30 protein-coding genes are annotated in these 26,839 nt (G+C 67.6%); 20 read left to right on the forward strand and 10 right to left on the reverse strand.

Translation table 11 applies throughout. The features are described 5' to 3' along the window. Positions 1-163 precede the first annotated feature (163 nt). A complete protein-coding gene (locus tag ABZ717_RS24680; RefSeq protein WP_358514484.1) occupies positions 164-607 on the forward strand; it encodes a VOC family protein in 444 nt (147 codons plus the stop codon). Positions 608-618: 11 nt separating this feature from the next. Here ABZ717_RS24680 and ABZ717_RS24685 read toward each other — a convergent pair whose 3' ends face one another. Continuing rightward, entirely contained in the window at positions 619-1,386 is a 768-nt protein-coding gene (locus tag ABZ717_RS24685; RefSeq protein ID WP_358514486.1) for an alpha/beta fold hydrolase, read from the reverse strand. 151 nt (positions 1,387-1,537) lie between these two features. Here ABZ717_RS24685 and ABZ717_RS24690 point away from each other — a divergent pair, with 151 nt between their 5' ends. Beyond that, entirely contained in the window at positions 1,538-2,071 is a 534-nt protein-coding gene (locus ABZ717_RS24690; protein WP_358514488.1) for a DinB family protein, read from the forward strand. 377 nt (positions 2,072-2,448) lie between these two features. Continuing rightward, on the forward strand, positions 2,449-3,249 hold the full coding sequence (locus tag ABZ717_RS24695) for an SURF1 family protein (protein ID WP_358514490.1): 801 nt from the start codon (positions 2,449-2,451) through the stop codon (positions 3,247-3,249). On the opposite strand, the gene ABZ717_RS24700 is transcribed toward ABZ717_RS24695, so the two are convergent. Further along, a complete protein-coding gene (locus ABZ717_RS24700; protein ID WP_358514492.1) occupies positions 3,225-3,644 on the reverse strand; it encodes a DUF3817 domain-containing protein in 420 nt (139 codons plus the stop codon). The genes ABZ717_RS24695 and ABZ717_RS24700 overlap by 25 nt on opposite strands. 142 nt (positions 3,645-3,786) lie before the next feature. After that, a complete protein-coding gene (locus ABZ717_RS24705; protein ID WP_358514494.1) occupies positions 3,787-5,355 on the reverse strand; it encodes a glycosyltransferase in 1,569 nt (522 codons plus the stop codon). Positions 5,356-5,623: 268 nt separating this feature from the next. Between ABZ717_RS24705 and ABZ717_RS24710 the strand changes: the two genes are divergently transcribed. The 3 genes from ABZ717_RS24710 (at position 5,624) to ABZ717_RS24720 (ending at position 8,350) form a co-directional block, all read left to right on the forward strand. Further along, a complete protein-coding gene (locus ABZ717_RS24710) occupies positions 5,624-6,442 on the forward strand; it encodes a WbqC family protein (protein ID WP_358514496.1) in 819 nt (272 codons plus the stop codon). Positions 6,443-6,553: 111 nt separating this feature from the next. Further along, complete coding sequence (locus ABZ717_RS24715; protein ID WP_358514498.1) at positions 6,554-7,267, forward strand: PIG-L family deacetylase; 714 nt, start codon at positions 6,554-6,556, stop codon at positions 7,265-7,267. Positions 7,268-7,366: 99 nt separating this feature from the next. Next, positions 7,367-8,350, forward strand: coding sequence for an SDR family NAD(P)-dependent oxidoreductase (locus ABZ717_RS24720; RefSeq protein ID WP_358514500.1), 984 nt, complete (start codon positions 7,367-7,369; stop codon positions 8,348-8,350). A 302-nt stretch (positions 8,351-8,652) separates the two neighbouring features. Here ABZ717_RS24720 and ABZ717_RS24725 read toward each other — a convergent pair whose 3' ends face one another. Together ABZ717_RS24725 and ABZ717_RS24730 are read right to left on the reverse strand one after the other, a co-directional pair. After that, complete coding sequence (locus ABZ717_RS24725) at positions 8,653-9,012, reverse strand: DUF202 domain-containing protein (RefSeq protein WP_358514502.1); 360 nt, start codon at positions 9,010-9,012, stop codon at positions 8,653-8,655. Then, positions 9,009-9,356, reverse strand: a complete 348-nt coding sequence (locus ABZ717_RS24730; protein ID WP_358514504.1) for a DUF202 domain-containing protein — start codon at positions 9,354-9,356, stop codon at positions 9,009-9,011. Before ABZ717_RS24730 ends, ABZ717_RS24725 begins: the two co-directional genes overlap by 4 nt. A 275-nt stretch (positions 9,357-9,631) precedes the next feature. Between ABZ717_RS24730 and trxA the strand changes: the two genes are divergently transcribed. The 8 genes from trxA (at position 9,632) to ABZ717_RS24770 (ending at position 16,343) form a co-directional block, all read left to right on the forward strand. Next, a complete protein-coding gene (gene trxA, locus ABZ717_RS24735; protein WP_067602168.1) occupies positions 9,632-10,003 on the forward strand; it encodes a thioredoxin in 372 nt (123 codons plus the stop codon). Between the two features lie 192 nt (positions 10,004-10,195). Then, positions 10,196-10,405, forward strand: a complete 210-nt coding sequence (locus ABZ717_RS24740; RefSeq protein ID WP_358514506.1) for a hypothetical protein — start codon at positions 10,196-10,198, stop codon at positions 10,403-10,405. Positions 10,406-10,622: 217 nt separating this feature from the next. Continuing rightward, positions 10,623-11,495 carry a phosphate ABC transporter ATP-binding protein PstB gene (pstB, locus tag ABZ717_RS24745; protein ID WP_358514508.1) on the forward strand — a complete coding sequence of 291 codons (873 nt, stop codon included), beginning with the start codon at positions 10,623-10,625 and terminating at the stop codon, positions 11,493-11,495. Between the two features lie 49 nt (positions 11,496-11,544). Beyond that, complete coding sequence (locus ABZ717_RS24750) at positions 11,545-12,330, forward strand: response regulator transcription factor (protein ID WP_358514510.1); 786 nt, start codon at positions 11,545-11,547, stop codon at positions 12,328-12,330. A gap of 399 nt (positions 12,331-12,729) precedes the next feature. Further along, the gene (gene pstS / locus ABZ717_RS24755; RefSeq protein WP_358514512.1) at positions 12,730-13,929 is read left to right on the forward strand and encodes a phosphate ABC transporter substrate-binding protein PstS; all 1,200 of its coding nucleotides are present in this window, start codon (positions 12,730-12,732) and stop codon (positions 13,927-13,929) included. Between the two features lie 161 nt (positions 13,930-14,090). Next, positions 14,091-15,095 carry a phosphate ABC transporter permease subunit PstC gene (gene pstC, locus ABZ717_RS24760; RefSeq protein WP_087097526.1) on the forward strand — a complete coding sequence of 335 codons (1,005 nt, stop codon included), beginning with the start codon at positions 14,091-14,093 and terminating at the stop codon, positions 15,093-15,095. Next, a complete protein-coding gene (gene pstA / locus ABZ717_RS24765; RefSeq protein ID WP_358514514.1) occupies positions 15,092-16,000 on the forward strand; it encodes a phosphate ABC transporter permease PstA in 909 nt (302 codons plus the stop codon). The genes pstC and pstA overlap by 4 nt, the downstream gene beginning before the upstream one ends. 124 nt (positions 16,001-16,124) lie before the next feature. Continuing rightward, positions 16,125-16,343: an EF-hand domain-containing protein gene (locus tag ABZ717_RS24770; protein ID WP_358514516.1), complete on the forward strand. Its 219-nt coding sequence runs from the start codon at positions 16,125-16,127 to the stop codon at positions 16,341-16,343. 17 nt (positions 16,344-16,360) lie between these two features. On the opposite strand, the gene ABZ717_RS24775 is transcribed toward ABZ717_RS24770, so the two are convergent. Continuing rightward, a complete protein-coding gene (locus ABZ717_RS24775; protein WP_358514518.1) occupies positions 16,361-17,086 on the reverse strand; it encodes a spermidine synthase in 726 nt (241 codons plus the stop codon). Between the two features lie 196 nt (positions 17,087-17,282). Here ABZ717_RS24775 and ABZ717_RS24780 point away from each other — a divergent pair, with 196 nt between their 5' ends. The 4 genes from ABZ717_RS24780 to ABZ717_RS24795 all read left to right on the forward strand — a co-directional run bounded on the left by ABZ717_RS24780 (position 17,283) and on the right by ABZ717_RS24795 (position 21,431). Further along, a complete protein-coding gene (locus ABZ717_RS24780) occupies positions 17,283-17,969 on the forward strand; it encodes a Crp/Fnr family transcriptional regulator (RefSeq protein ID WP_358514520.1) in 687 nt (228 codons plus the stop codon). A gap of 144 nt (positions 17,970-18,113) precedes the next feature. After that, complete coding sequence (gene hcp / locus ABZ717_RS24785) at positions 18,114-19,784, forward strand: hydroxylamine reductase (RefSeq protein WP_358514522.1); 1,671 nt, start codon at positions 18,114-18,116, stop codon at positions 19,782-19,784. Continuing rightward, positions 19,781-20,908, forward strand: a complete 1,128-nt coding sequence (locus ABZ717_RS24790; RefSeq protein WP_358514524.1) for a 2Fe-2S iron-sulfur cluster binding domain-containing protein — start codon at positions 19,781-19,783, stop codon at positions 20,906-20,908. Before hcp ends, ABZ717_RS24790 begins: the two co-directional genes overlap by 4 nt. A gap of 76 nt (positions 20,909-20,984) precedes the next feature. Next, a complete protein-coding gene (locus ABZ717_RS24795) occupies positions 20,985-21,431 on the forward strand; it encodes a DoxX family protein (protein WP_358514526.1) in 447 nt (148 codons plus the stop codon). Here ABZ717_RS24795 and ABZ717_RS24800 read toward each other — a convergent pair. The 4 genes from ABZ717_RS24800 to ABZ717_RS24815 form a co-directional block, all read right to left on the reverse strand. Continuing rightward, positions 21,371-21,853, reverse strand: coding sequence for a permease-like cell division protein FtsX (locus tag ABZ717_RS24800; protein WP_358514528.1), 483 nt, complete (start codon positions 21,851-21,853; stop codon positions 21,371-21,373). The two genes, ABZ717_RS24795 and ABZ717_RS24800, sit on opposite strands and share 61 nt — an antisense overlap. 129 nt (positions 21,854-21,982) lie before the next feature. Next, positions 21,983-22,837: an ATP phosphoribosyltransferase gene (gene hisG, locus ABZ717_RS24805; RefSeq protein ID WP_358514530.1), complete on the reverse strand. Its 855-nt coding sequence runs from the start codon at positions 22,835-22,837 to the stop codon at positions 21,983-21,985. Positions 22,838-22,926: 89 nt separating this feature from the next. Continuing rightward, positions 22,927-23,190, reverse strand: a complete 264-nt coding sequence (locus ABZ717_RS24810) for a phosphoribosyl-ATP diphosphatase (RefSeq protein ID WP_014913038.1) — start codon at positions 23,188-23,190, stop codon at positions 22,927-22,929. A gap of 170 nt (positions 23,191-23,360) precedes the next feature. Further along, a complete protein-coding gene (locus tag ABZ717_RS24815; protein WP_358514532.1) occupies positions 23,361-24,191 on the reverse strand; it encodes an SDR family NAD(P)-dependent oxidoreductase in 831 nt (276 codons plus the stop codon). Positions 24,192-24,335: 144 nt separating this feature from the next. Here ABZ717_RS24815 and ABZ717_RS24820 point away from each other — a divergent pair, with 144 nt between their 5' ends. After that, on the forward strand, positions 24,336-25,049 hold the full coding sequence (locus ABZ717_RS24820; protein WP_358514534.1) for a methyltransferase domain-containing protein: 714 nt from the start codon (positions 24,336-24,338) through the stop codon (positions 25,047-25,049). A gap of 396 nt (positions 25,050-25,445) precedes the next feature. Continuing rightward, positions 25,446-26,839 (forward strand): trehalase-like domain-containing protein (locus tag ABZ717_RS24825; protein ID WP_358514536.1); only part of this gene is annotated, 1,394 nt, incomplete at its 3' end.

Genomic DNA, 26,839 nt, shown 5'->3' on the forward strand with positions numbered 1-26,839 from the left:
GTGTGGGTTTTTTGGTGGGGGGGTCGCAATTGGTGTTTGGGTGTGTGGGTTGTCGTGTGGCCGGATCCGGCCACACGACATTCGGGTACGGATACTCGGTGATCCGTCACCCTCAGACGTGAGAATGGTGTCGACGACCCACCCCGCCACGGCAGGAGACTCCATGCGCTGCAGCTACATCAGGCTCCTCGTTAACGACTACGAGGCCTGCTTCCGCTTCTACTCCGACGTTCTCGGCCTGTCCGTGCTTTGGGGTGACGAGAACAGTCGCTACGCCGAGTTCGACGTGGAGTCGGGGACACGCCTGGCCATCAATCAGCGCGAGGTCATGGCCGAGGCCCTGGAGACCGACACCGCCGACCCCGAACTCCCCCACCAGGACCGACTGGCGGTGATCTTCGAGGTCGAGGACGTCGACGGAACCGCGGAACGCCTGGTGAACGACGGCGCCCGCCAGGTGATGGAGCCGCGCGACTGGACGGCGTGGGGCATCCGGGCGGCGCATTTCCGCGACCCGGACGGCTACCTGCTGGAGATCAACCGCCCGCTGATCCCGGTGGTGGAACCGGCCGAGCCGGTGAGCGAGGTGAGCCTGCCCGAGGACTGATGGGCGCCGCCTCAGGCGGCCACGTGTTCCACCAACAGTTCGTTGACACGATCGGCGCGCTCCACGCCGAGAAGGTGCGCGGCCCCGGAGACCATCTCGAAGCGGGCCCCCGCGATCCCGTCGGCGAGCCTGCGACCGTGCCCGGGCGGAAGCAGCGGATCGTGCGCGGCGGAGACGACGGTGGTGGGCACCCGCACCCCCGGGACCAGATGACGCTGATCCATGCGCTGGATCGCGTCGCAGATCGAGGCGTACGCGGTCGGGTCGATCCCGTCGAAGTCCTCACTGAAGCGGGCCGCGACCTCGGGGCGTTGGTCGGTGAGGTCGGGGGTGAACCACGGCAGCACCACCTCGGTGGTGACCGCCTCCATGCCGCCGGTGCGCACCCTGGCCGCGACCCGGTCCCAGCGGTGCATGACGGGCGTGCGCGGCGCGGCCGCCAGGAGCACGAGTCGATCCAGCGTGCGCGGGGAGTTGGCCGCGATCCACAGCAGGAGCGAAGCGCCGAACCCGGCGCCGGCCGCGGACACCCGACTGACCCCCAGGTCCTCCAGGACCCCCAGCACGTCCAGGGCCAGGTCCTCGATGTTGCAGGGGCCGTCCGGGGCCGGTGAGTGGCCGTGGCCACGGTGGTTGATCCGCAGCACACGACGGTTGAGGGTGAGTTCGGGCATCTGCGGCTCCCAGACCGACATCTTGGTGCCGAACGGCGGCACGAGCAGCACCACCGGCGCGTGTTCGGGTCCGTCGAGTCGGTACTGGAGCGGAATCAGGGCCATGAATCCTCCGGGTCGCCAGACCGCCAGGTTATCCGGAGTGCTTTCGGCGGTGCCAGGAAAGTCCCGAGGTCATCGGAAGTTGCGGACAGGAACTGACCGCCATGCTTTCTAGTGTCGAGTTCGGCGAGACGGACACGATGAAGGGGTTCCCATGACTGCGACGATCACCCGGACGAACGACCAGGTCGACGTGGAGCGGGAGGCACTGTTGGACTTCCTCGCCCAACAGCGCGCGTTCCTGCTCACCACGATCGAGGGTCTGGACCAGGAACAGGCCACCACGCGCACGACCAAGAGCGTGCTGCACCTGGCGGGTCTGGTCAAACACGTGAGCACGGCCGAACTCGGGTGGATCCGATTCATCGAGGAGGGCCCGGTGGAGGTCGACTACGAGGCCCAGGAGACCTACGACTTCCACGAGAACACCTTCCGGCTGGTCGGCGACGAGACCCTGGAGGGAGTGCTCGCCGACTACGCGAAGACCGCGAGGGCCACCGAGGAGTACGTACGCTCCCTGCCGGACCTGGAGATCTCCAACAAGCTGCCCGCGGCTCCGTGGTTCCCGGAGGACGCCGAGTGGACCGTGCGTGACGTGCTGTTGCACCTGATCCGGGAGACCGCCCAGCACTGTGGTCACGCCGACATCATCCGGGAGTCCCTGGACGGGCGGAAGACCATGGGCTGAGCCGGCCGGCCCCCCGGGCCCGGGGGTCCGCGCACAACGACGGGGCGGGACCACCGGTAAGTGGTCCCGCCCCGGACGAGGTGGCGAGAGTCGCCTCCGCATCCCCCCTCAAAGTACGGAGGCGACCCTCGCTCTGGGAACGGTCTGCGACTCCTCCCCCCTGGAGTCGCGACCTTCAAGGTCTGCCCGCGGAAGCGATCTTGTCGTTCCGCGTTGATACAAACAGTACCCACCGCACCCACGGATAACAACCCTGAGTTACGAGGAACTACTTAAAGTGATCGCCATTACTCGGGTGATGAACGCCCAAGCGGCTGTGGCCATCGTCAACCAGGGGTCATGAGCCGCCTCCCCGGACCCGCGCATAGCCTGGACGAGTGAGTTCACCTCTCCTCAGCCCACGTTGGCTCGGTATCCACCTGGCGGCCGTACTCGTGGCCATCGCATGCGTGGCCGGTACCTATTGGCAGGGCACACGCGCCTTCGAGCCGGACCGCGACGTCATCACCAACCCGGTGGAGGACCTCGCGGACGCCATCACGGTCGACGAACTCGGCGAACCCGGCGAATACCTGCACCCCGACCTCACCGCGAACACCGCGGTCGAGGCGAGCGGGCACTTCGACGCCGACTCCCAGGTCCTGGTGCCCCAGTACCTGGACGGTGCCGAGGGTTACGCCGTGGTGATCCCCCTCGTCACCGAGGAGGGCGTCGCGATGCCGGTGAACCGAGGTTGGACCGAGGACCCCGACACGGTTCCGGCGGCGCCCGAGGGCGACGTGACCGTCTCCGGATGGCTCCAGCCCCCACAGGACACCTCGGACGGGTTCGTCCCCATGGGCGCGCCCGAGGAGGGCACGGTGGAGCGGATCGCCCCGTCGGTTCTGGTCTCGGCGTGGGACCAGCGGCTGTACGCGGCCTACCTCACCCTCCCCGACCGGGAACCCGCGGTCGACGGGCTCACCGCCATGCCGCCGCCGGAACCACCGACCGGGTTCACCATCAACTGGCGCAGCCTCAGCTACACCGTCCAGTGGGCGATGTTCGGGGTGTCCGCGCTGGTCTTCTGGTTCCTCCTGATGCGCCGTGACCTGAAGGAGGCCCGCACCCGGGAATCGGGCGGGGCCTCAGAGGACGGGAAGGCGCGGACGGATCAAGAGGTGGGCGCGGGTTCCTGACTCCCGCCACGCGCGGACGCGGCCCGCTCCTCCTTGGCCCGCTCCGACTTCACGACGCGGTGCTCGACCACGAAACCGAGGATCGGGATGGTGCCCGCGAGCACCACGCCCAGGGTGCGGCCGGCGCCCCAGCGACGGTCGAGCGACACCCACAGGACCACCAGCACGTAGAGCATGTAGATGTAGCCGTGCGGCATCGCGATGAAGAGCATCAGCGGGGACTCGGGACCGAACCAGTGTTCCAGGCCCTCCGGCGCGGGCGCGAGGGCGAACATCGAGGTCTCGCCGACCAGGTACTTGGCGGGCATGGCGACGAAGGTCAACCCGATGAGGAAGACACCCGTCACATAGGCCAACACGCGGTACAGCCCGAACGACACACGCCTCTTGTCCACTGCCAACACACCCACTTCAACGACTGGCCCCGCATAGGGGCGGATCCCCTCCATCGAGGCTAAGTGGTGCCGGCGACCCGCCGCGCTCGGGGTGGCCGTGGCCGTTCGATCTCACATTCTCGCCGTCGGGCCTCACTTGTCCTTACTTGTCCTTGTTGGAGACACGGACGGGGCTGCTCCAGCGACCGTCGGACTTGGCGGTCCAGGCCTTCGGGATCATCCGCAGCGAGATGTAGGAGTCCACGACCCTGATCGGGAAGAAGAACAGCCCGTAGAACAGGTACGAGGGCCTGCGCCGGATCATGGTCATCACGCAGGTGAGCATGTAGTCGGGCACCAGCAGACCGATGGCCAGCGCCGCAAGTGGCAGGAAGGCCGTCACCGCGGTGAACGAGTCGGTGAAGAACGGGAGCCCGGTGAGCATGTCGCCGGCGAACGTGCCGAGCAGCACGAACGCCGCGATGGCCACCGTGACGAGGAAGAGCAACGAGACCAGGACGACCTCGAACACGTACAGCGCCAGGCACAGACAGAAGAGGCTGGGCCACATCTTGTGCCTGCGCAGCGTCTGCCAGAAACCGAGTGTCCAGCGACCCACCTGCTTGCGGTAGTCGCGAAAGGTGAACGGGTCCTGACTGAAGGCCTTGGTGTCGGTGTTCATCGAGACCCGACCGAGGCGCTTGTGGTGCACCTCGAAGGTCATGTTGAAGTCCTCGATCACCAGCCCCGGCGGGTTCACGGTGATCTGTTTGAGCGCGCGGCTGCGGTAGACGCTGGCGAAGCCCGGCACGATGAAGGAGACGTTGAGGCGCTTCCAGGTCTGCCCGAAACGCATGAAGTACTGGAGCATGAAGTACAGGCGGTCCCGGTAGGCCGAGATGATCCGTCCGATGATGCCGCGCTCTCGCGGCTTCCACTCCGAGACCACGAAACCCGCCACGGCGGCGACGTCGGGGTCGGCCAGCTGTCGCTTGGCGCCTTCGACGTACCCCGGGTGGAGTTCGGTGTCGGCGTCCAGGATCAGCACGCCGTCGTAGTTCTCGGTCAGCGCGAACTCCTCGATGACCGCCTCGATGGCACCCGCCTTGCCCCGGTTGGTGAGGAGTTCGAGGACGTTCACACCGGTCTTCGCGGCGATCTCGGCGGTGGAGTCCTTGGAGGAGTCCGAGACCACGTAGATGTCCCAGCGGTTGAACAGACCCAGCGCCGAGGAGATGGCCGTGTCGATCACCGGCTCCTCGTTGTGCGCCGGGATGATGACGGCGATGGTGATGTCGTCCGGATCGGTCGCGACGGAATCGCCCCCCGGTGGTGTCCGGATCAGGTCCCCCTCGGCCCCCTCGTCGTTGCCACTTGTGGCCACGAGGGTTTCGCCGGTGTCGCTCGTGCCACCGGTGTCACCACCGCCGGCTCCGACGAGCACCTTCTCGCGTTCACGGCCGCGGGCCGACGCACGGTTCCTCTTGCGCTCCGGATCACGGCGCAGAGCCGCCCTGGCACCGTCCTCGGCCAGCCGGAGCAGGCCCATCACGGTCCATAGCAGGAGGTTGAGCCCGAAGGCCATCCACAGGAACACGTAACCCAGGGCCCCCAGCCCGGATGCGGCGGCCATGCCCGTGGCGAAGTCGAACCAGAAGACGAAGAGAGCGATGGCCAGCGCCAGGGCGATCAGCCCGGTCAGTAGGCCACCGATGAAACGCGCGATACGCACAGCCCTAGGACTCCTCCGACAGTTATCGGTTTCGGACCGACATTAACTCGCAAAGTCGGTGTTAGGTTGACGCCCTGCGCGACCGATAGGTTCACCCGGCTTCGCGTCCTATGTAGGCCACGCAAATCGTATACACGGGCTTGTGCGAGGTGGTAACCATTAGAGGATATTTGAGGCGAAGCGATGACAGTCAACGTCACCGGAATATCCGATACGTCTTAGTAGTCGGAAAGGATTCGCCTCCCCGTGACCCGACGAGAGAAGGAGAATGCCCGGCGTGATCGGCGACTCACGTTCCCCATCGCCAGATCCTGCCCGCCCCGACCACAGCGGCACCCGGCGGCACACCCCGCTCACCGGCGACGACCCCGGTCGAGCGACGGTGGCGATCCACCAGCCGCACTATTGGCCCTGGTTGGGGCTCATCGACAAGATCGATCGATCCGACCGGTTCATCATGCTCGACACGGTCCAGTTCGAACGCCGTGGATGGCAGAACCGAAACTACGTAGCGGGATCCGGTGAGCCGGTCCTGCTGACCATCCCGGTAGGGCAGGCGAGCAGGGCCGAACTCATTCGGGACAAGAAGATCGACAACACCCAGAAATGGAGGATGAAGCACTACAGGGCACTGGCTGAACACTGTTACCGCAAGGCCCCGTACTGGGACGATTACAAAGACGAAATCGCTCACCTGTACGAGACCGAGTGGGAGAATCTCGCAGATCTGTCCATCGCGACCACACTCATGCTGATGCGCGGGTTCGGTATCGACACACCGATTCTGCGCGCGGGGGACCTCGGGGACTTTCCCGGGTCCAAGAGCGAGCTGCTCGCACAGATCTGCGCGAAGGCCGGCGCGAGCACGCTGCTCGCCGGAGAAGGGTCCAAGGGTTACATGGACCCCGAGATCACGGACCGCTACGGGGTGGACATCGAGTGGCAGGACTTCCGACACCCGGAGTACCCGCAACGCACTCGCAAGGGCACCGAACCGTTCGTCCCCCGCCTGGCCGCGATCGATCTCCTACTCAACGCCGGACCGGAATCGTTGCGTGTACTCCGACAGGCAAGAACCCGCGACTGACCCACTGGTCGGCACATCGGGTCACCGCCCTCCCGGACCGCGGCACGAGGTCGTGAACCGCCCGGGTAACCACCGATCGCCCCCACATTCGGCAAAGGACGGGAAACCGACATGACGATGGACTGGTCACAGGAGCGTCTCCTGGTCTACTCCCCCCACCCTGACGACGAGACCCTCGGTTGCGGCGGCCTGATGAGCAAGGCCAAACGCGCGGGCGCGGAGGTCTACGTCCAGTTCATAACGGTCGGCGACACCGCGGACCAGTCCCCGAAGGGCTTCTCCACGGCCCAGGAACGCCACACCGAGATCAAGAGGGCCTCCGAGCACTTCCACTGGGACGACTGGCACATGGCCCTGCCGGGCGACTCGAACCACCTGCGGCTCGACGGCATCCCTCGCGTGGAACTGGCCCGGCTCGTCGAGCAGGAGAGCCCGCTATCGATCGCGCGCCTGCGACCCACCGTGGTGCTCATCCCGCACCGCACCAGCTACAACCAGGACCACCAGGCGACCGCCGAGGCCGTCCACACCGCCCTGCGCCCCTCCAACAACCGGCTGCGCCACCACCCCGGCCTGGTGATGGCCTACGAGGAGGCGGCCGACCAGTGGCGGACCGAACCGGTGGAGTCGCCCAACCTCATCGTCGAACTGGAGGAGGAGGACCTGCTGATCAAGCTCCAGGGCATGGAGCTGTACGGCTCGCAGAGCCACGAGCACCCGCACACCCGTTCCGAACTCACCCTGCGCAGCCTCGCCGTCCTCAGGGGTATGCAGGCCGGGGTGGCCCTCGGCGAGGGCTACCACGTGCTCCGGCACCTGGCCTGAGCACCCCGTGAGGCACCAGAACTCCCCCACCCGTCCCCAGCGCACCCAGTCCCCCGCGAAGAAGAGAAACCGATCAACGCCCGCAGTGGAGGGGAAACCATGAAGGCTGTCATCACCGGCGGAGCCGGGTTCATCGGCTCGCACCTGAGCGATCACCTGGTCGCCCAGGGACACGAGGTCATCGTGCTCGACGACCTTTCGACCGGATCACTGTCCAACGTGTCCCGGTTGCGGAACTCACCGGCGTTTCGTTTCGTCCAGGGCGACATCTTGGACCGGGAGTTGGTGGACGCACTCGTCGCGGAGGCGGACACCGTGTTCCACCTCGCCGCCGCGGTGGGGGTCTACAACATCGTCGACAAACCGCTCCAGTCCCTGCGCACCAACCTGCACGGGACGGAGACCGTCGTGGAGGCCGCGGTCCGGCACCGGGTCCCCTACATGGTCGCCTCGACCAGTGAGGTCTACGGCAAGAACGACGCCAACGGGCTCACCGAGAACGACGACCGGATCTACGGCTCGCCCATCAAGAGCCGCTGGTCCTACGCCGCCGCCAAGGGCCTGGACGAACTGGTGGCGCACGTCCACGGCAAGGAGTCCGGGGTCCCATGCGTCATCACGCGTTTCTTCAACGTGGTGGGGCCTCGGCAGACCGGGCAGTACGGCATGGTCGTCCCACGGTTCGTCGACCAGGCCCTGGACGACGCGCCGATCACGGTGTACGGCACGGGTACACAGCGCCGCTGCTTCGGTTCGGTCTTCGACGTGGTGCCGGCCCTGTCCCGGCTCTTGGAGACCCCGGAGGCCTACAACCAGGCGGTCAACATCGGTGGGCACGAAGAGGTGTCGATCAAGGGCCTTGCCGACCGGGTCGTGGAACTGACCGGTTCCCACAGCGAGATCACCTACATGGACTACGAGCAGGCCTACGGTGAGGGGTACGAGGACATGCAGCGCCGCTACCCGGACACCTCGCTGGCCGCGCGGCTGATCGGCTACGAGCCGACCAGGGACCTGAACACGATCATCGACTCCATCGTGCAGCACCGTCGTTCGACCGAGGCCCTTCCGCAGCCCGCGTAGTTCCGAGTAACGGGAGTTCGTCGGGTGCCCCGCCGCCCGCGTTCGTTCTTCCACCCGACCCGCGCACAGCCACGAGCGGGCACGAGGCCGGGTCCCCGCCTCACCATCGGTCGCCGCCCACACCCGAGCAGGGAACGGGCCCGGCCCGGGATTCCACGCGAGCCCCCACCATCCTTCGGTACGCGAGAGCGCGACCGAACCGCCCGTTACAGGGCATGAGACGTCTCCGCCCGTGACAGGGCATCGACCGGCCCCGGTCCGCACCGACGCGAGGCCCGGTGACCCGGCGGGCGCACACCGGTTCAGGGCACGATCACCGTCGCCGTCACGGCCACGGTCAGCGCGAACACACCGGCGCTCAACAGGATCAGGGCCCAAGGGCGGGCCACGCTCAGCGGTGGCCCGGAGCCACCCTCCTCCCGCACACCGTGTTCGGTCCTTCGCCACCTCAGCCACAGGTGGAGTCCGAGACCGCCGCACATCAACAGGGACAAGGCCATGACGCCGATCCTGAGCGGCGCCGGAACCTCGGGGACCACGCCGGCCCCGGGAACGAACGGTCCACGCAGGTACAGCAGTCCCACGAGGACCACCAGGATGAGCGTTCGCTGCCAGGACAGCAGGGTGCGCTCCGGTTGCAGCCCTGGATCCCGCCGGATCACAGCAGGTTCCCCAGGAGAACCACCAGACACACCAGCCCCACGACGAACGTGGTCACGAGGGGCAGGGCGCTCATCGGCAGGGTGTCACCACGGCGCATGATGCGCTGGACACGGAACCAGCGCACCGGCGCGTACACCGTCACCACACCGGCGATCAGGGCCAAGAGCAGCCCGACCGCGGTGCGCGGTGCCTCGGCCCAGCCCAGCGGAAGCAGGTGCAGTACGGCGACGGCCCCGGCCAGCAGGGCCAACGCGGTACGGATCCAGGCCAGGAAGGTGCGCTCGTTGGCCAGGGTGAACCGGTAGTCGACGGCCTCGTCACCCTCGGGTTCTCCCGTACCCATCGGTCCCCCCGGTTTCGCGCGTTCGGCCCACGGTCCGAGATCACGGTCACCACAATGAACCCGTGTCCCGCACGGCGACACTAACCCCAGGGGGGCTTGCCTCCCAAACCGATATGAAACACGTGTTGAGTCGGAAATCGACAGGCCATCCGGTGTTCGGCGACCTCCCGCACGCATGTGGAACAAACAAGCGGGCACGACCGCTGTAGCACCCAGGAGGATGGCAGTTGGCCACCGGTCGACACCAACAAGACGAACGAAGAGCAGGAGACCACGTGTCCACCGTCGAACTCACCAAAGACAACTTCGCCGAGACGCTGAAGGACAACAGCTTCGTTCTCATCGACTTCTGGGCGGACTGGTGCGGCCCCTGCCGACAGTTCGCCCCGGTCTTCGAGGAATCCTCGGACAAGCACGGCGACATCGTGCACGCCAAGGTCGACACCGAGGCGCAGCGCGAGCTGGCGTTCGAGTTCAAGATCCAGTCCATCCCGACCCTGATGATCGTCCGCGACCAGACGGTCATCTACAACGAGCCGGGCGCGCTTCCCTCCGAGGCGCTGGAGAGCCTGATCACCCAGGCCCGGGAGCTCGACATGGACGAGGTCAAGGGCAAGATCGCCGAGCAGGGCGAGTCCCGGCAGTAGGTCCTTCCCCGGCAGCGGGTTCGGCCGCCCTCGCAACCGTCCCCTGGGACGGCGGGGGCGGCCGTCGTCTGTCCGGGACCGGTCACCGACACCATCACCGCATGTGATCGTGGGTGTTCGAAGCGCCGCCGGGCGTTGGTCGGGTGTGGCCTGCCCCTGACCACGGCCGTTCCACCTGACACACTTCCCGACATGCACCCGCCCCAGGACCCAGAGGGACATCCCGATGGGGTCACCGTGGCGCCCAACTGGTGCTCGTTCGACAACCGAGCGATCAACGAGCCGCCCACGAGTGTCCACGAACCGCTCACCCGGGTCACCATCAGGGCCCCGCGCGGGCGGTACGTCGAGGTGTTGCGAGCGGTTCAGGCCGCCAGGCCCGACCTGGTCCTGTCCATCTGACCGTCGTCCGGCCCTCGGCGCCCTACCCCGCTCAACGAGCAGGACACCGGAAGGTCACCGGGGGCTTCTCACTTCACCTTCCACGTTCATCTTGGCCACGAGGTTCGTTCACCTTGGCTTCATGCTCACCCGTTTCGATGGGTATCGACCGCGCGCCGCGGGTGTCCTCCCCGAGTGACAACACCGCGCAAGCCCCGTCCGAACCGGAAGTGGCCACATGTCTGTCAGCAACACCGCGTCCCCTCGCGGAACCGAGTCCGGCCGCGGAGTCGCCCCCGACACCGTCCGGTACAACCGTGAGGTTCCCGACCTGGGCGACCCCGTCTTCGACATCGCCGACCTGTCGATCCACTACGGGTCCAACAAGGCCGTGCGCGACGTGAACCTGCAGGTGGGTCCGCGCCAGATCACCGCGATGATCGGTCCGTCCGGCTGCGGCAAGAGCACCGTTCTGCGGACCCTGAACCGCATGAACGACCTCATCCCGGGCGCCCGGGTCGAGGGCAAGGTGACCTACCACGGCGAGGACCTGTACGCCTCCGACGTGGACCCGATCGAGGTCCGCCGTCGTATCGGCATGGTCTTCCAGAAGCCCAACCCGTTCCCCAAGTCGATCTACGACAACGTCGCCTACGGTCCCCGGATCAACGGGATGCGCGGCAACATGGACGACCTGGTCGAGGAGACCCTCACCAAGGCCGCCCTGTGGGACGAGGTCAAGGACAAGCTCAAGGAGAGCGCCTTCGCGCTGTCCGGTGGTCAGCAGCAGCGTCTGTGCATCGCCCGCACCATCGCGGTGAACCCCGAGGTCATCCTCATGGACGAGCCCTGCTCCGCCCTGGACCCGATCGCCACGCTCAAGATCGAGGACCTGATGTACGAGCTGGCGGCCGAGTACACGATCGTGATCGTCACGCACAACATGCAGCAGGCGGCCCGTGTCTCGGACCGCACCGCGTTCTTCACCGCGGGTGTGGACGACGTCGGCGACCGTTTCGGCAGCCTCGTGGAGTTCGACGAGACCGCGACGATCTTCAGCAAGCCGGCCGACCAGCGCACCGAGGACTACATCTCGGGCCGCTTCGGGTAGAGCCGACGCGCGCCACCCGACCGCCCCCTCGACGAAGTGGACCCCGCCCATGACCGCGCTCGCCTCCTCCTCACCGGTTCCGCCTCCTTCGGGTGCGCCGGACGACGAGGTCCGCACGGATCGGGCCGAGGGTCCACTGCGCGTTCTGTTGGTGGAGCCCGAGTCCGAGCAGTCGCATCAGCTGGTGCTGTCGCTGAGCGGGCACGACGTGGACATCACGGTGTGCGTGGACGGTGCGGAGGCCCTGCTGAGAGTGGGGTTGTTGCGCCCGGACACCCTGCTGACCAGCTCCGATCCGTCGGAGGTCGATCTTGAGACCCTGGTTCGGGTGACCCGGCGGGCCACGGACATCCCCATCCTCATCGGGGTGGGTCCGGGTGACTCACAACGGGCGGTCCGGGCCCTGGCCGCGGGTGCGACGGCGTGCGTGAGCCGGCCTTACCGGATCCCGGAACTTTCGGCGCTGCTGCGCGGTTCACTGCCGGGGACCGAAGGCCTGCTGGACAACTCCACCACTTCCCACTCGGCGCTTCGCTCGGGTGACCTTGAGCTGGACGCGCTGGGCCACCGACTGTTCGTGGACGGGCAGCCGGTCAACCTGGCCCTGCGGGAGTTCGGGATCATGGACTTCCTGTTGCGCAACAGCGGTCGCGTGGTCAGTCGCGAGGAACTGTGGACCGAGGTGTGGCACAAGCCCCTGCCCCCGGTGAACAACACGATCGCCGTGCACATCCGGCGCCTGCGGCACAAGCTCGGTGACTCCGAGGCCAGACCCCGTTTCATCCACACGGTGCGCGGGATCGGTTATCGGCTCGACACGGGAAACGGTGGATAGGCCGGAGAAAGAATCTTCCGCACTCCAAGGAAAAGGCCTTCCGGCGCGATCGGAGAGGCCGTTCTACCGTGTTTCCAAACGGCCTTCTCCGACACACGTTCAGGTGACACAGCGGGAGTCGACACGTCATCGGAACCAGGGATGAACAATCCCATCCCTCCACACCACTTTCTTATTTTCCCAGTTCAAGCGGGTGAACGGCACGTCACTCGCCGAACACGCGAGATAACGGAAACCGACCCACACGACTCCCGTTATCTAAAAGTGACTTTCGTTCATCCGGCATTCACTCTTCTTCTATCGAACGTCTTCTCTTCCGATGACCCGGGGTCTTTCTGCCCGCCTAGTGTCGTTTTACGTCAGCCCCGACAGCGGTGATTCAACGAGGAGAACTACGACATGCGCAACGGGCGTTCCAAGCTCGCCGTTCTGGCGGCCATCCCCCTGCTCGCGGCGGCGTGCAGCAACGGTGACGAGGACAGCGGCAGTGCCGCCAGTACAGACGCCGAGCTCAGCGCTTCGCTGACCGGTGCCGGGGCCAGCTTCCCCGACCCTCTCTTCCAGGACTGGATCTACACCTACGGCAACGACGTCCAGCCGGGCGTGGACATCAACTACCAGAGCGTCGGCTCCGGCGCGGGCATCGAGCAGTTCCTGGAGGAGACCGTCGACTTCGGTTCCTCCGAGGAGTACCTCGGTGACGAAGACCTGGCCGTGGCCGCCGAGACTCGCGGCTGCGAAGCGGTCCAGTTCCCGGTCGTGTTCGGCTCCGTGGTCATCGCCTTCGACAACCCGGACCTGGACGGTCTGGTCCTGGACGCGCAGACCATCGCCGACATCTACTCCACCGAGATCACCACGTTCGACGACCCGGCGATCGCCGAGCTCAACCCGGACCTGGACCTGCCCAGCGACGAGATCGTTCCGGTCCACCGCTCCGACAGCTCCGGCACCACCGCGGTGTTCACGCACTACCTCTCCACCGAGGTCGAGTCGTGGGCCGACGAATACGGCGAGGGCAAGGAGCTCGACTGGGCGTCCGGCCTGGTCGGCGGCCAGCAGAACGACGGCGTGGCCCAGGGCATCAGCCAGAACCCGGGCGGCATGGGCTACCTGAACCAGTCCTTCGCCCAGGAGGCGGGCCTGTCCGTCGCCACCATCGTCAACGAGGATGGCAACCCGATCGAGCCGACCCTTGAGGCCACCATCGCGGCCTCCGAGGAGGCCGAGGTTCCGGAGAACTTCCAGTTCTCGATCGACAACATCGGTGGCGAGGGCTACCCGATCGCCGGTACCAACTGGATCTTCACCTACACCTGCGGCTACGAGGACGCCACCGCCGACGCCATCATCGACTTCTGGACCTGGGCCCTGACCGACGAGGGTGCTCAGGACGTCGCCGGTGAGCTGGGCTACGCGCCGCTCGGTGACGAGCTGACCGACCGCGTCATCGCCGAGCTGGAGAAGACCAACTCCGAGAACGGCGGCGGCGAGGGCGACACCGAGGAGGGCGCCGAGGACGACGCCACCGACGGTGACGACGCCGAGGCCGGCACCGAGGAAGACGCCGAGGCCGAAGAGGGCTCCGAGGAGGAGTAACCCCTCCGGGGCCGGGACCGCTGGGTCCCGGCCCCACCGCCTCTCTCGCTTCTTGGGGGCCGGAACTCCGGTTCCGGCCCCGCCCCCCTCACACCCCGGGGCACGCAGAACAGGGGTGAACCGCTCTCCGACTCCCACGAAAGCCATCAAGGAGAAGCACAATGTCCACTCAGGCCCCCGAGGCCCCGGCCCCGGAGGAACCCCGGCGCAGTTCCCTCCGCTCAGGCAAGGGGCGCATGGCCGACCCGATCTTCAAGTGGGTCGTCGCGGCCTGCGGAACGATCGTGCTGGTCATCCTGGCCCTGATGGTGATCCGCACCACCACCGAAGCCTGGCCCGTCTTCGCCAAGGAAGGCTTCTTCGGCTTCCTCACCGGCGAGGACTGGACCTCCGGTAGCTCCCGGACCGAGATCACCGGTACCTACGGTGCCTGGCCGTTCATCTACGGCACCCTGGTCACCGCGACCATCGCCATCGTCATCGCACTGCCGCTGGCGATCATGGTCGCCTTCTACATCACGCACCTGGCACCGCGCCGTCTCGCCAAGCCGCTCTCCTACACGGTGGAGCTGCTGGCCGCGGTGCCCAGCGTCATCTTCGGTCTGTGGGGCCTGCACTGGTTCCTGCCGAACGTGCTCCGCCCGTTCTTCGAGTTCCTCGGGAACACGTTCGGGTGGTTCTTCCTCTTCGAGGGCCCGATCCGCGGTGTCGGTTATCTGCCCGCCGGGATCGTTCTGGCGATCATGATCCTGCCGATCATGACCGCCATCATCCGCGAGGTCATCGTGGTACACCCGATCGACCAGCGCATGGCCGCCTACGCCCTGGGTTCCACCCGATGGGAGGTTCTGCGCAAGGTGGTGCTACCGGCCAGCTTCTCCGGGATCGTGGCCGCCGCCATGCTGGGTCTGGGCCGTGCGTTGGGTGAGACCATCGCGGTCCTGATGCTCATCGGTGGCTCCCAGTCCTGGGGGTCGAGCCTGTTCAGCACCGGTAGCAGCATGGCCTCGCACATCGCCGCGACCTTCGGCGAGGCGGGCCCCGAGGCCAGGACCGCACTGATGGCCATCGGTGTCGCCCTGTTCCTGGTCACGATGATCGTCAACATCCTCGCCCGCGTCATCGTCTGGCGCCTGGGGCGCATGACGGGAGACGCCGCCGTATGAGCACCATGACCTCGACTCCCCCGCGCAAGCACGTTCCGCTGAGCCAACGCCCCCCTGGTTCCGGGTTCCGCCGGTTCAAGGACCGCAGCGCCACCGTGCTCCTGACCGGCGCGATGATCCTCGCCATGATCCCCCTGGTGCTGATCATCTTCGAGGTGACCCGTCGCGGTATCGGCGTGGTCAACCTGGACTTCTTCACCCAGACCGAGCCCCCGCCCCGACGCGATGGCGGCGGCTACGCGGCCGGGTTCTTCGGAACCCTGTACATCATGTCGCTGGCCATCCTGATGTCGATCCCGTTCGGCATCGCCACCGCCGTGTACATCGTCGAGTACGGGCCCAACCGGATGACCTCGGCGATCCGTTTCTTCACCGACGTGATGACCGGTATCCCGTCGATCTTCGTGGGTCTGTTCGTGTACGGCCTGCTGGTGATCGGTTGGGGCGGCATGGGCTTCGGTACCTTCGTGGGCGCCGTGGCCATCGCCGTGATGATGCTGCCCATCGTGACCAGGTCCGCCGAGGAGATGCTGCGGCTGGTCCCGAACGAGATGCGCAACGCCAGCTACGGTCTGGGCGCGCGCAAGTGGCAGACGATCGTGCACACGGTGCTGCCGACCGCGGCGCCGGGTCTGACCACGGGTTCGATGCTGGCGATCGCCCGAGGCATCGGTGAGACCGCTCCGCTGATGCTGACCGCCTTCGGTACCGGACTCATCGTCACCGGCTTCCAAGGCGACCCGCAGGGCGCCGTTCCCCTCCAGCTCTTCAAGGGCGCCGCCCAGCCCTTCGAGGCCGGTATCGACCGCGCCTGGGGCGCCGCGCTGTGCCTGTTCGTGCTGGTGCTGCTCTTCACCGTGATCGCCCGGTGGGTCGGTTCCAGGGCCTCCACCAACAACGCCTGAGCCATCCCCTGTCGCGGGGCCGTGTTCCTTTCGGAGCACGGCCCCGCGGGCTTTCCCGGCCCTGTCGGGCGGCGGTAACCTTGCCCGAGCCCTCATCCCGAGACGATCCGGAGTGTGACCCCCGATGCCCGAGACCACCGAGTACGCCGCCACGTTCGCCCTTGTGGACGTCGACGGCGACGGCCTCATCTCCGCGCAGGAGCTGGCCTCCCTGATGCGCAACCTGGGTGAGGAGACCACCGAGGAGCAGGCCGCCGGGGTGGTCCGGGCGATGGACTCCGACGGTGACCAGCGCATCTCCCTGGAGGAGTTCGCCCGCTACATGTCCCGGAACAGGGGCTGATCCGAGCCGTCGCGGCACTAGGAGGGCTGCTCCACCCACGGTTTCGAGGCGAGGTAGACGGTGTCGGGGACGCCCCGGGCGACCGTGACCTCAACGACCTCCACCACCTCGAAGCGGGTGTGGAGCAGCTTCTCGAAGCTCTCGACGGCGTTGGCGCTCCAGAACGAGAGCACCCCTCCGGGAGCCAGCAACCGGATGAGCTGTTCCAGGCCGGCCGCCTCGTACAGGCGGTTGTTGTTCTCCACCACGGTCCAGTCGGGTCCGTTGTCGGTATCCAGACAGATGACGTCGTAGCGGGCGGGTTTCGGCTTCGCCGCGGCCTTGGCCAGCCAGGCGACGATGTCCTCGTTGTGCACCCGGCAGCGAGGGTCGTGGTGGACGAAGTCGGCGGCCTCACCGAGCTCGTCGTCGTGCCAGGCGATCACCTGGGGCTCCAGTTCCACGACGTCCACACGAGACACCTGCGGATGGTCCAGGGCCTCCCTGGCGGAGAAACCCACGCCCAGCCCACCGATCAGCACACGTGCGTGTGAACGCCCCTTCGGTAGGGCCTCCAGGCTCTCGCGGACCATCTCCCGCTCCGAGGTGCCGTCCCGGGTGTCCATGAGGAAAAGACCGTTGGAGTAGATCTCGTAGTGCGCGCCCACGCGGCGCAGCACCAGATCGCCGCCGGTCTCCCCGGTCACGCGGGCCAGGGTGACCGATTCCTCCTCAGGTGCGAGGTATCCCGTTCGCTGGTTCATGGCCCCATTGTGCCCGCCCCGAGCGGAAAGGGGGCGATGACTCGGGACATGCGCCCTTCGGCGGACGAACGGAGACCATCGTCGGCAGACGAGGGCCGATGCGCCGAGGGACACTGGGGACGCACGGTCACCCGAAGAACCGGACGCGGGCGCCCGCCACCGGCTCCGGCCCGCCCCGAGCAGGAGATACCCCCACATGCTCACGACCACGTCGGTGTCGGACCTGCTGTCACGAACACCGCTCTTCCAAGGGCTCGCCCCGGGACAACTCGACGCCCTCTCCAGGGGCTGTCGGTTCCTATCGCTGGACCAGGACGAGGCCGCCTTCCACCAGGGGAGCCCGGTCCGCGGATTCTTCATGGTCCTGCGCGGGCAGATGCAACTGACCGTGTCGACCGCCGACGGAGCCCGCAAGGTGGTCGAGATCATCCGGGAGGGTGAGAGCTTCGGGGCAGCCATCCTCTTCGAGGGACACGACGCCCCTGCCACCGCGACCGCACTGACCGCCACGGAGTTGCTGGTCGTGACCGGAACGGCGGTGTTCGGTCTGCTCGACCGGGACCCGGCGTTCGCCCGCCGGATCCTGGCGAACATGGCGGGGCGCCTCCACCAGCTGCTCCAGGACGTGAAGTCCTACTCCTTGATGTCGGGCACACAGCGGGTCGTGGGGCTGCTGTTACGGGAGGCCGAGAGCGACGGCGCGGGCGGGAGCGTGGTTCTCCTTCCCACCCGCAAGCAGGTGCTCGCCTCCCGGCTCAACATCGCTCCGGAGACGTTCTCCCGGGTACTGCACGACCTGTCCGCCACCGGTCTGATCGAGGTGGCGGGAAACCGCATCGTCCTGCACGACGTTCCCCGGCTGGCCGCCCTTCTGGAGCGGTGAGGGCCGACCGTGGGATCCGAGTCACACTCGGTCGCCGATTGACCGGGGTCAAGGAAACGGGTCCCGGCACGGGTCTACGTTCGCCCCGCGGCTCCGACCACATCCGGAGCCCACGGAGACGACGAGTCCGTGAAAGGACCACGCATGTTCTGCTTCCAGTGCGAGCAGACCGACAGGACCGGCGCCGTCATCGGCTGCGGAGGACCCGTCGGCAACTGCGGCAAGGACGCCCCCACCTCGGACCTACAGGACCTCCTGGTCCACGCGGTCAAGGGCATCGCCCAGTACGCGACCAGAGCGCGGGCGTTGTCCGCGCCCGATGACGAGGCCGCGGGCTTCATCCTCTTCTCGGTCTTCAACACGCTCACCAACGTGAACTTCAGCCAGACTCGGTTCGTCACCCTCCTACAGGAGGCCGCGGCGGTCCGGGACCGGGCGAAGGCCGCGTACGAGGAGGCCGCGCGAGCCCGAGGAATCATCCCCGAGGAGCCGGCCGGCCCCGCCCGTTGGCGGCCGGCGCCGGACATGGAGGGGCTGCTGCGCCAGTCGGCCGACGTCCGCGTCGACGCCGGTCTCGACGCCGTCGGCCCGGACGTCATCGGGATGCGTTCGCTGCACCTCTACACGCTCAAGGGGATCTGCGCCTACGCCCACCACGCTCACGTGTTGGGGGGCCACAGCGCGGAGGTCTTCGGCGGGGTCGAATCGGCGTTGGACTACCTGGCCACCGACCCGACCGACATCGAGGAACTGCTCGAAAGGGCCCTCGACCTGGGGCACCTGAACTTCACCGTCATGGAGTTGCTCGACGGGGCCAACACCGGCACCTTCGGCGCCCAACAGCCCACGGCCGTGCGGACGACACCGGTCGAGGGCAAGGCGCTCCTGGTCAGCGGGCACGACATGCGGGATCTGGCCGATCTGCTGGAACAGACCAAGGACGCCGGGGTCAAGGTCTACACCCACGGCGAGATGCTCCCCGCCCACGGCTACCCGCTACTCAAGGCCTATCCCCACCTGGTCGGCAACTACGGTGGCGCTTGGCAGAACCAGCAGGAGGAGTTCGCCCGGTTCCCCGGCGCGATCCTGATGACGTCGAACTGCATCATCGAACCACACGCCTCCTACCGGCGCCGGATCTTCACCACGGGCCCCGTCGGGTGGCCCGGGGTACGGCACGTCGCCAACGGTGACTTCCGCCAGGTGATCCGGGCGGCGAAGGCGCTTCCCGGATACGAGGAGACCGATCCGGAGGAGAAGTCCATCATGGTGGGCTTCGGGCGCGACGCGGTGCTCGCCATCTCCAACCAGGTGACCGACGCCGTCAAGCGGGGCGCCATCCGGCACTTCTTCTTGATCAGCGGATGCGACGGGCCCACGCCGGGGCGCAGCTACTACACGGAGTTCGCGCTCGGGGCGCCGGACGACTCGATCATCCTCACCCTGGGCTGCGCCAAGTACCGCTTCAACCGACACGATTTCGGTGACATCGAGGGGATCCCCCGGCTGTTGGACGCGGGGCAGTGCAACGACGCCTACTCCGCGATCAAGATCGCCATGGCGCTGGCCGACGCGTTCGAGTGCGGGATCAACGACCTGCCCCTGACTCTGGTGCTGTCCTGGACCGAGCAGAAGGCGGTGGCGGTCCTGCTCACGCTGCTGGCACTCGGCTTCCGCGGCATCAACCTCGGCCCCACGCTCCCCGCCTACCTCACACCCGACCTGGCCGACGAGTTCATCGACCGGTTCGGGCTGCGGACGATCGACGACCCGGTGGCCGACGTGGCCGCGGCGCTGCGCGAGGTGGGGGCATGACCGAAACGGTCCCGGACTCGTCGGCGGCCGATTCCGAGCCCTGCGGGTGCGGCGGTGGCGGGTGCCACCCGATCACACTGTCCACCTCCGATGGAGAGGACCTGGAGTTCTGCTGCCCACCCGAGCAGAACGTGTTGGAGGCCGCAGCGGCGGCGGGCGCCACTCTGCCCGCCTCGTGTAAGCGGGGCACCTGCGGGTCCTGCCACGCCAACGTGACGGACGGCGAGTACGAGTTGGGCTCCCACAGTCCTCAGGCGCTGCCGGAGGAGGACCGGGACGAGCACAGGGGTGTGCTGCTGTGCCGCACCTTCCCCCGGGGACCGGTCTCGGCGGACCTGCCCTATGACGGTTCGCGTGTGCTGCGCGGTGAGATCCCGGTGTGGGAGGCCACGATCACCACGTTGGAGGAGGTGGCCAAGGACACCGTCCGCCTCGAAGTGCGGGTCGACACCGACTCCGAAGAGGGGCTCGACTGCCAGTTCGAGCCCGGCCGGTTCGTGGAACTCCAGCCGCCGGACCGGGAGGACGCCAAGCGGGCGTACTCACTGGCCAACACCGGAAACTGGGAAGGACTGATGGAGTTCTTCGTCCGGTTGCGGCCCGATGGCGCGTTCTCCGGTCACCTCCGGCACGAGGCCCGAACCGGATCGAAGCTCATCGTTCGCGGCCCCCTGGGCGCCTTCGGACTGAACGAGACGGGGCTGCGGCCACGCTGGCTCGTCGCCGGCGGGACCGGTCTCGCGCCGATGCTGTCGATGGCCCGGCACATGGTCGAGTGGCAGGAGCCGTATCCGGTCCGGTTGATCCTCGGGGTCAACGAGGAAGAGGAGGTCTTCGGGTTGTCGGAGATGCGTGAGCTGTCCGCCGAGGCTCCGGCGATCTCCGCGTTCGGTGGCCTCCCGGGCTTCGATTTCGACGTCTGCGTGTGGCGCCCGAGCGACACGTGGCGGGGGTCGGTCGGGACCCCGGCCGACCTCGTGCGATCGGGTCTGAAGTCCGAGGGCGTGCTCCCCGACCTGTACGTGTGCGGGCCGCCGCCGTTAATCGACTCGGTTCTGGAGGCCGCGGTCGAGGGCGGTGTCTCCGAGGAGAACGTGTTCTGGGAGCGTTTCCTGCCCTCGTGAAGGGCTGTCTCCCTTCCGCCCCGAACCTACCGGCGAGTAGGTTGGATCCCGGCACGTCACGAGAGGGAGAGAGTTCATGAGCGAACGCGTGAGCGTACTGCGCAGAGTGGCCCCGCGGGCGCTCGGAGGCCTGTTCGTCGCCTCCGGGATGCTGCACTTCGTCGCACCGAAGCCGTTCGAGGCGATCATGCCCCGGCGGCTGCCCGCCCACCGCGCGTTCGTATACGGCAGCGGGGCGGCCGAACTGGCCTGCGGGGTCGGCCTGCTGACCCGGCGGAAGTGGGCCGGCCCGGCCGCCGCCGCGCTGTTGGTGGCCGTGTGGCCCGCCAACGTACGGATGGCCCTGGACTCGGGTTCGGGCCGCCTGCCCGGGCCGGCCGACAACCGGCTCATCGCCTGGGGCCGTGTGCCCCTCCAGGTTCCGCTGATTTGGGCGGCCCTACAGTCACGTCCCGCCGACGGTCAGCACCCCGATCCCGCCCCGGGGAAGTCGGTGCGCGCATCCTCTCCGGCCTCGACGTAGTGGACCTCCACCACCCCGCACATCTCCGCCATCGCCGAAGCGACCGCCCCACGCCGGTTACCGTCTTCCACCCTCACGTCGTACCGGGGCGGGAAGCTATCCGGGCGCAACCCCTCCGGCGGGTCCTCCGAGATTTCGAGGAACTGCCGGTAGGCGTCCTCCTGAGTGACGAAGAGGTACGAAACGACCTCGGGTGATTCGTTCAGGAAGGTCTCGATCTCCTCCCACTCGTCGTCGAACCCGTTTTCACGCCCCTCGCACAACGGGTCCAGGTACGTCTGTGAACACACCAGGACGTTGAGCAGGTCCTGGTCCTCGTCGGGTACCAAATCCTGGTCGAGTCCGGGGGGAAGACATCCGGTGGTGACCACGAACAGGAGGGGGACGGCGGCCAGGGCGACCGGGCGCAGGGGGGCGGACATCTTCCACGATCCTCGTTTCTCTTCGACGGCACCCCCAGGATGCCGGAGCCGCGGAGGGAAACGAGAAACCCCGCCCCGAACCGCGTCTTCGGCGGATCGGAGCGGGGCGCGTTCGTACGGGCCGTTTCCCTACAGGCGGCAGGCGTAGATGTCGGTGACCAGGATCGCTCGGGCCCCCAACTGCCACAGGTCGTCCATGATGCGCTGGGCCTCCTTGCGCGGCACCATCGAACGCACCGCGACCCAGCCCTCACGGTGCAGTGGGGAGACCGTCGGCCCCTCCATGCCCGGAGTGAGCGCGACCGCGCCCTCCAGGTTCTCGGCGTGCACGTCGTAGTCCATCATCACGTAGTCCCGAGCCACCAGAACGCCGCGCAGCCGCCGCAGCAACAGATCGATCTGGGGGTTGTCGGGCGCGTTCGTGGGCCGGATGACCACGGCCTCGGACACCAGGATGGGGTCACCGAAGGTCTCCATCCCGGCGTTGCGCAGGGTGGTCCCGGTGGAGACCACGTCGGCCACCGCGTCGGCCACGCCGAGCTGCACCGAGCTCTCCACGGCTCCGTCGAGGTGGATGACCCGCGCCGACACGTTCCGCTCCTCCAGGTAGGAGCGGAGCAGTTCGTCGAAGGACGTGGCGATGCGCTTGCCGTTGAGGTCGTCGATGCTCATTCCGGCGCCGCCGGGAGCCGCGAATCGGAAGGTGGACCCCCCGAAGCCGAGGGGAAGGACCTCGTCGACGGGCGCGCCGGAGTCCAGCAGCATGTCGCGGCCGGTGATCCCGGCCTGGAGGATGCCCTCGCCGACGTAGACGGCGATGTCCTTGGGTCGCAGGAAGAAGAACTCGGTGTTGTTGTCCGGATCGACCAGCACCAGGTCACGGCTGCTCTTGCGCTGCCGGTAACCGGCCTCGGTGAGCATCTGGACGGCGGGCTCGGAGAGTTGGCCCTTGTTGGGCACGGCGATTCTGAGCATGTCGGGCATGTCGTGGTTCCTTGATCGCTCTTACGTGTACGGGGACGTCCGGTGGCCGGCGAACGCTCACGCCCGGCAGGGGCATGGGGCGGGCCGACCTACAGATGCTTGTAGACGTCCTCGAGCCGCAGGCCACGGGCCAGCATCAGAACCTGGAGGTGGTAGAGGAGCTGCGAGATCTCTTCCGCGGCCTGCTCGTCCGATTCGTACTCGGCGGCCATCCAGACCTCGGCTGCCTCCTCGACGACCTTCTTACCGATGGCATGGACGCCGGCGTCGAGTTGGGCGACGGTCCCGGACCCCTCGGGGCGGGAGCGTGCCTTCTCGGACAGCTCGGCGAACAGCTCTTCGAAGGTCTTCATGGTCTCTTTCCTCGACCGACAGTGCTGTACCAGAGTAGGTGCTCCGGACCACCGGTGCCCAACCGGGGCCCAGGAGTCTCGGCATGTGAGAACGGCGGGTGTGCCAGGTCACGGCAAGGGCCCCGCCCGGATCCACCGTCCGATCCCGGTCCGCGGGTCGGGGCCACGGGTCAGGCCAGACGACGCGCCACGGCCCGTACGAGGGGTCGTGGCAGCAGACGAAGGAGCCCGTCGGCGGTCTTGTACTGGGCCCCGGGGATGACCGCGGGGCGCCCCGCCGACCACGCGGTGAGCGCGTCGCGGACGATGTGCTCCTTGTGGACGAACGCGAACTGGGGCATTCCCTGCGCCTGGACCTCGCGGGTCATGTCGGTGCGCACGAACCCCGGCAGCACCACGGTGACGTGCACACCCTTCTTACGTACCTCGGCGGCGACGCTCTCGCTCCACATCGTGACGAACTTCTTGCCCGCCCCGTAGACCGAACCACCCGGGTTGGCGGGAATCTCCCCGGCCATGGACGCCACGTTCACCACGCCCAGTCTCCGGGTCTCGCCGGCGGCCCGCCGGGCGATCTGGACGGGGAGCACGGCTCGGGTCAGTTGGAGGACGGCGCGAACGTTGAGGTCGAGCATCGCGTCGATCTCGGCGGGTTCCTGCTCGGCGAAGACGCCGCCGTCCCCACGCCCCGCGTTGTTGACGAGCAGGTCGATGGGATCGAGGCCCCCCGTGCCGTCCACGGCGAGGCGTTCGGTGACCGAGGCGAGGCCTTCGGGGACGCCCAGATCGGCGACGAGGACCTCGACGGGGGTTCCGTAGCTCTCCCGCAGGTCGGACGCGACCTCCGCCAAAAGCTCCGCGCGACGTGCGACCAGGACGAGGGCGTGGCCGCGTTGGGCGAGCCTGCGGGCGAACTCCTCACCGATCCCACTGGAGGCACCGGTGACCAACGCCGTTCGAGGGTGGTCGGGGACGGGGGATGTGCTGTCCGGTGCGCTCATGCCCTCAGGGTAGGGCGGGCGGTGTGGAACGGCGCGGGCCCACCACCGGTTCCCGTTTTCCGAGTGGCGATGCCCACCCGGTGTTTCCCGGACAAACGCCCACGTGAATTCCCCCACGACCCGCCGAGGCGTTAGCGTTCAAGCATGTCCGAGACACACAGCCATGCCGGACCCCTTTCCGCCCTCCGAATCGAGGAACGACTGCGCGACACCCGACTGTTCTTCAGTCAGGCGCTGCGAACCTTCCACGCCACCGGATCCATCCTGCCCAGCAGTGGTGCGCTCGCCTATGAGATGGCCGAACACATCCGCCACCGCACCGACCCCGACGGGACCCTGAGCATCCTGGAGGCGGGCGCCGGCACCGGCGCCATCAGCCGTGGGATCGCGGCCGCCATGCGCCCCGGCGACACCCTCGACCTCGTCGAGGCGAACCCCGAGTTCGCCGCCCACGTCGAGGAGCTGTTGTCGACCGACCCGGACATGTCACGGATCGCCGACTCCGCCACGGTGCACGCTTGCCTGGTGAACGACCTGGGCACCGACCGGACCTACGACGTGATCGTGTCCGGGTTGCCGTTCGCCAACTTCACCGCGGACCAGGTGAAGGACATCCTCGACTACTACTTCACGGTGCTCCGCCCCGGCGGAACGCTGTCGTTCTACGGATACCTGTACACGAAGGAGGTCAAGGCGGTCATCGCCAAGCGCGAGGACTACCTGCGCCAGGCCCGGACGAGCTGGGTGGTCCAGGACTGGATCGACCGCTACGGGATCGGTTCGGAGAAGGTCTTCGCGAACGTCCCGCCCGCCTGGGTCCACCACCTTCGCAAGCCGGAGAACGATCTCCGAGGCTGACTTCCGCGAAGTCCCGGCCGGGTGGGCGACACACCGTCCCACCCGGCCTTTTTCGAGCGCCGAAGATGAGGAACCTCCCGAGGTTCTCCGGTCCTCGTTTTCGGGTGATCTGCATCACTTTGCACTCCGGTCGCAGGAGTCCCACGACGCGGGTAGTCTCGCGTTGACCTCCGGGGGAGACGTTCTTTCCTGGAACGACCGACATCAGCTGATTCGCCACACTGCGCGTTAAAAGTTCCTGATATCTGGTCAAAGTTCCCCGAGGCTCATCCCGCGCCACCATCCTTGCGTCTACGTTTTCCACACCGATCCCGTGTGAACCGATCGCATGTGCGCGGAGTCCTACATCTCACCTATTTTCCCAGGTCATGTAGTGGACCATGTGGAGGAGGCAACGTGACGCTCACCCAAGCGGTCGAAGCGACGTCCACGAGGGCGACCGACACAACTCTCGCGACCATGCCTCTCGACGCGCGCCAACGCGTCTCCGCGTTGGCGCGCACCTCGCGACTTCTCGTCGCCTGCGACTACGACGGCGCCTTGGCCCCCGTCGGCTCCGACCACCGCGGCCCCCTGCCGGAGGCCGTCCGCGCCCTGCGCGACCTGGCCGACCTGCCGGGCACCGTGTGCGCGGTCGTCTCCGCCCGTCCCCTGCGCGACCTCGCCGTGCTGTCCCGGTTGCCCGCCGAGGTCCGCCTCGTCGGCGCCCACGGCACCGAGTTCGACACCGACCTCACCGTCGACACCCCCACGGACAAGTCCGCCGCCCTGGAGGTGCTCCGCGAACAGGTCGACGCCACCGCGCTCCTCTACATCGGCGGCGGCGAGGGTGAGGAGCCGGTGTTCACGAACCTGAACACCGGAGCCGACGCGGGTGTCCGCGTGGGCCCCGAACCCACCGTCGCCTCGCACAGCGTCCCGGACACCCCCACCGCCGCCACGCTCCTGACCCTGCTCGCCAACGAGCGTCGCTCCTGGGTGTTCGGCGAACGGCCCACTCCCATCGAGCGCATGTCCATGCTCTCCAACCAGTCCTCCGTGGCGCTGATCGGACCGGACGCGCGGCTGCTGTGGTTCTGCCACCCCGAACCCGATTCCAACGCCCTGTTCGCCGAGGTGTTGGGCGGGCGCCAGGCGGGCGTCTTCGCGATCGCCCCCGCCCACGGCGGTCTCCCCCTGGGACAGCGCTACCTGCCCGGCACCATGACCGTGCGCACCCGCTGGTCGCGGCTGGAGGTCACCGACTACCTCGCCCAGGACACCGAACCCGGCCGCACCGACCTCATCCGTGTGATCGCCGGTGTCACGCCCGCCACCATCGAGTTCGCGCCACGCCCCGACTTCGGTCGCGCCCCGATCCGCCTCACCATCGAGCCCGAGGGGCTGCGCGTCCAGGGCGCCGACTTCCCCATGGTGTTGCGCTCCCCCGGTGTGGAGTGGCACGTGGACCACGACGGCACCGACGACGTCGCCCGAGCCACCGTCCACCCGCGTTCCGAGCAGCCCGTGGTCCTGGAACTGCGCTGTGGCACCGACTCCCTCGCCGCCGAGGAGAGCACCGAACCCGAACGCCAGGAGAGGGCGGCCCACCACTGGTCCCGGTGGCTGGACACCCTGACCCTGCCCGGTACGGAGAGTTCGTTGGCGGCCCGATCGGCGTTGACCCTCCGCGGCCTGTGCACCCCCACCGGCGGGGTCATGGCCGCCGCCACCACCTCCCTACCCGAGGAGATCGGCGGAGTCCGCAACTGGGACTACCGGTACTGCTGGCTGCGCGATGGCGCCCTGAC

Origin of the sequence: Nocardiopsis sp. NPDC006832, from assembly GCF_040635885.1 — a bacterium.
Taxonomy (GTDB): domain Bacteria; phylum Actinomycetota; class Actinomycetes; order Streptosporangiales; family Streptosporangiaceae; genus Nocardiopsis.

Bases quoted from the DNA above. Each gene is read 5' to 3' on its own strand.
- ABZ717_RS24680 (WP_358514484.1), top strand. From the start codon at position 164: ATGCGCTGCAGCTACATCAGGCTCCTCGTTAACGACTACGAGGCCTGC.
- ABZ717_RS24685 (WP_358514486.1), bottom strand. From the start codon at position 1,386: ATGGCCCTGATTCCGCTCCAGTACCGACTCGACGGACCCGAACACGCG.
- ABZ717_RS24690 (WP_358514488.1), top strand. From the start codon at position 1,538: ATGACTGCGACGATCACCCGGACGAACGACCAGGTCGACGTGGAGCGG.
- ABZ717_RS24710 (WP_358514496.1), top strand. From the start codon at position 5,624: ATGCCCGGCGTGATCGGCGACTCACGTTCCCCATCGCCAGATCCTGCC.
- ABZ717_RS24715 (WP_358514498.1), top strand. From the start codon at position 6,554: ATGACGATGGACTGGTCACAGGAGCGTCTCCTGGTCTACTCCCCCCAC.
- ABZ717_RS24720 (WP_358514500.1), top strand. From the start codon at position 7,367: ATGAAGGCTGTCATCACCGGCGGAGCCGGGTTCATCGGCTCGCACCTG.
- ABZ717_RS24730 (WP_358514504.1), bottom strand. From the start codon at position 9,356: ATGGGTACGGGAGAACCCGAGGGTGACGAGGCCGTCGACTACCGGTTC.
- ABZ717_RS24740 (WP_358514506.1), top strand. From the start codon at position 10,196: ATGCACCCGCCCCAGGACCCAGAGGGACATCCCGATGGGGTCACCGTG.
- pstB (WP_358514508.1), top strand. From the start codon at position 10,623: ATGTCTGTCAGCAACACCGCGTCCCCTCGCGGAACCGAGTCCGGCCGC.
- ABZ717_RS24750 (WP_358514510.1), top strand. From the start codon at position 11,545: ATGACCGCGCTCGCCTCCTCCTCACCGGTTCCGCCTCCTTCGGGTGCG.
- pstS (WP_358514512.1), top strand. From the start codon at position 12,730: ATGCGCAACGGGCGTTCCAAGCTCGCCGTTCTGGCGGCCATCCCCCTG.
- pstC (WP_087097526.1), top strand. From the start codon at position 14,091: ATGTCCACTCAGGCCCCCGAGGCCCCGGCCCCGGAGGAACCCCGGCGC.
- pstA (WP_358514514.1), top strand. From the start codon at position 15,092: ATGAGCACCATGACCTCGACTCCCCCGCGCAAGCACGTTCCGCTGAGC.
- ABZ717_RS24770 (WP_358514516.1), top strand. From the start codon at position 16,125: ATGCCCGAGACCACCGAGTACGCCGCCACGTTCGCCCTTGTGGACGTC.
- ABZ717_RS24775 (WP_358514518.1), bottom strand. From the start codon at position 17,086: ATGAACCAGCGAACGGGATACCTCGCACCTGAGGAGGAATCGGTCACC.
- ABZ717_RS24780 (WP_358514520.1), top strand. From the start codon at position 17,283: ATGCTCACGACCACGTCGGTGTCGGACCTGCTGTCACGAACACCGCTC.
- hcp (WP_358514522.1), top strand. From the start codon at position 18,114: ATGTTCTGCTTCCAGTGCGAGCAGACCGACAGGACCGGCGCCGTCATC.
- ABZ717_RS24790 (WP_358514524.1), top strand. From the start codon at position 19,781: ATGACCGAAACGGTCCCGGACTCGTCGGCGGCCGATTCCGAGCCCTGC.
- ABZ717_RS24795 (WP_358514526.1), top strand. From the start codon at position 20,985: ATGAGCGAACGCGTGAGCGTACTGCGCAGAGTGGCCCCGCGGGCGCTC.
- ABZ717_RS24800 (WP_358514528.1), bottom strand. From the start codon at position 21,853: ATGTCCGCCCCCCTGCGCCCGGTCGCCCTGGCCGCCGTCCCCCTCCTG.
- hisG (WP_358514530.1), bottom strand. From the start codon at position 22,837: ATGCCCGACATGCTCAGAATCGCCGTGCCCAACAAGGGCCAACTCTCC.
- ABZ717_RS24810 (WP_014913038.1), bottom strand. From the start codon at position 23,190: ATGAAGACCTTCGAAGAGCTGTTCGCCGAGCTGTCCGAGAAGGCACGC.
- ABZ717_RS24815 (WP_358514532.1), bottom strand. From the start codon at position 24,191: ATGAGCGCACCGGACAGCACATCCCCCGTCCCCGACCACCCTCGAACG.
- ABZ717_RS24820 (WP_358514534.1), top strand. From the start codon at position 24,336: ATGTCCGAGACACACAGCCATGCCGGACCCCTTTCCGCCCTCCGAATC.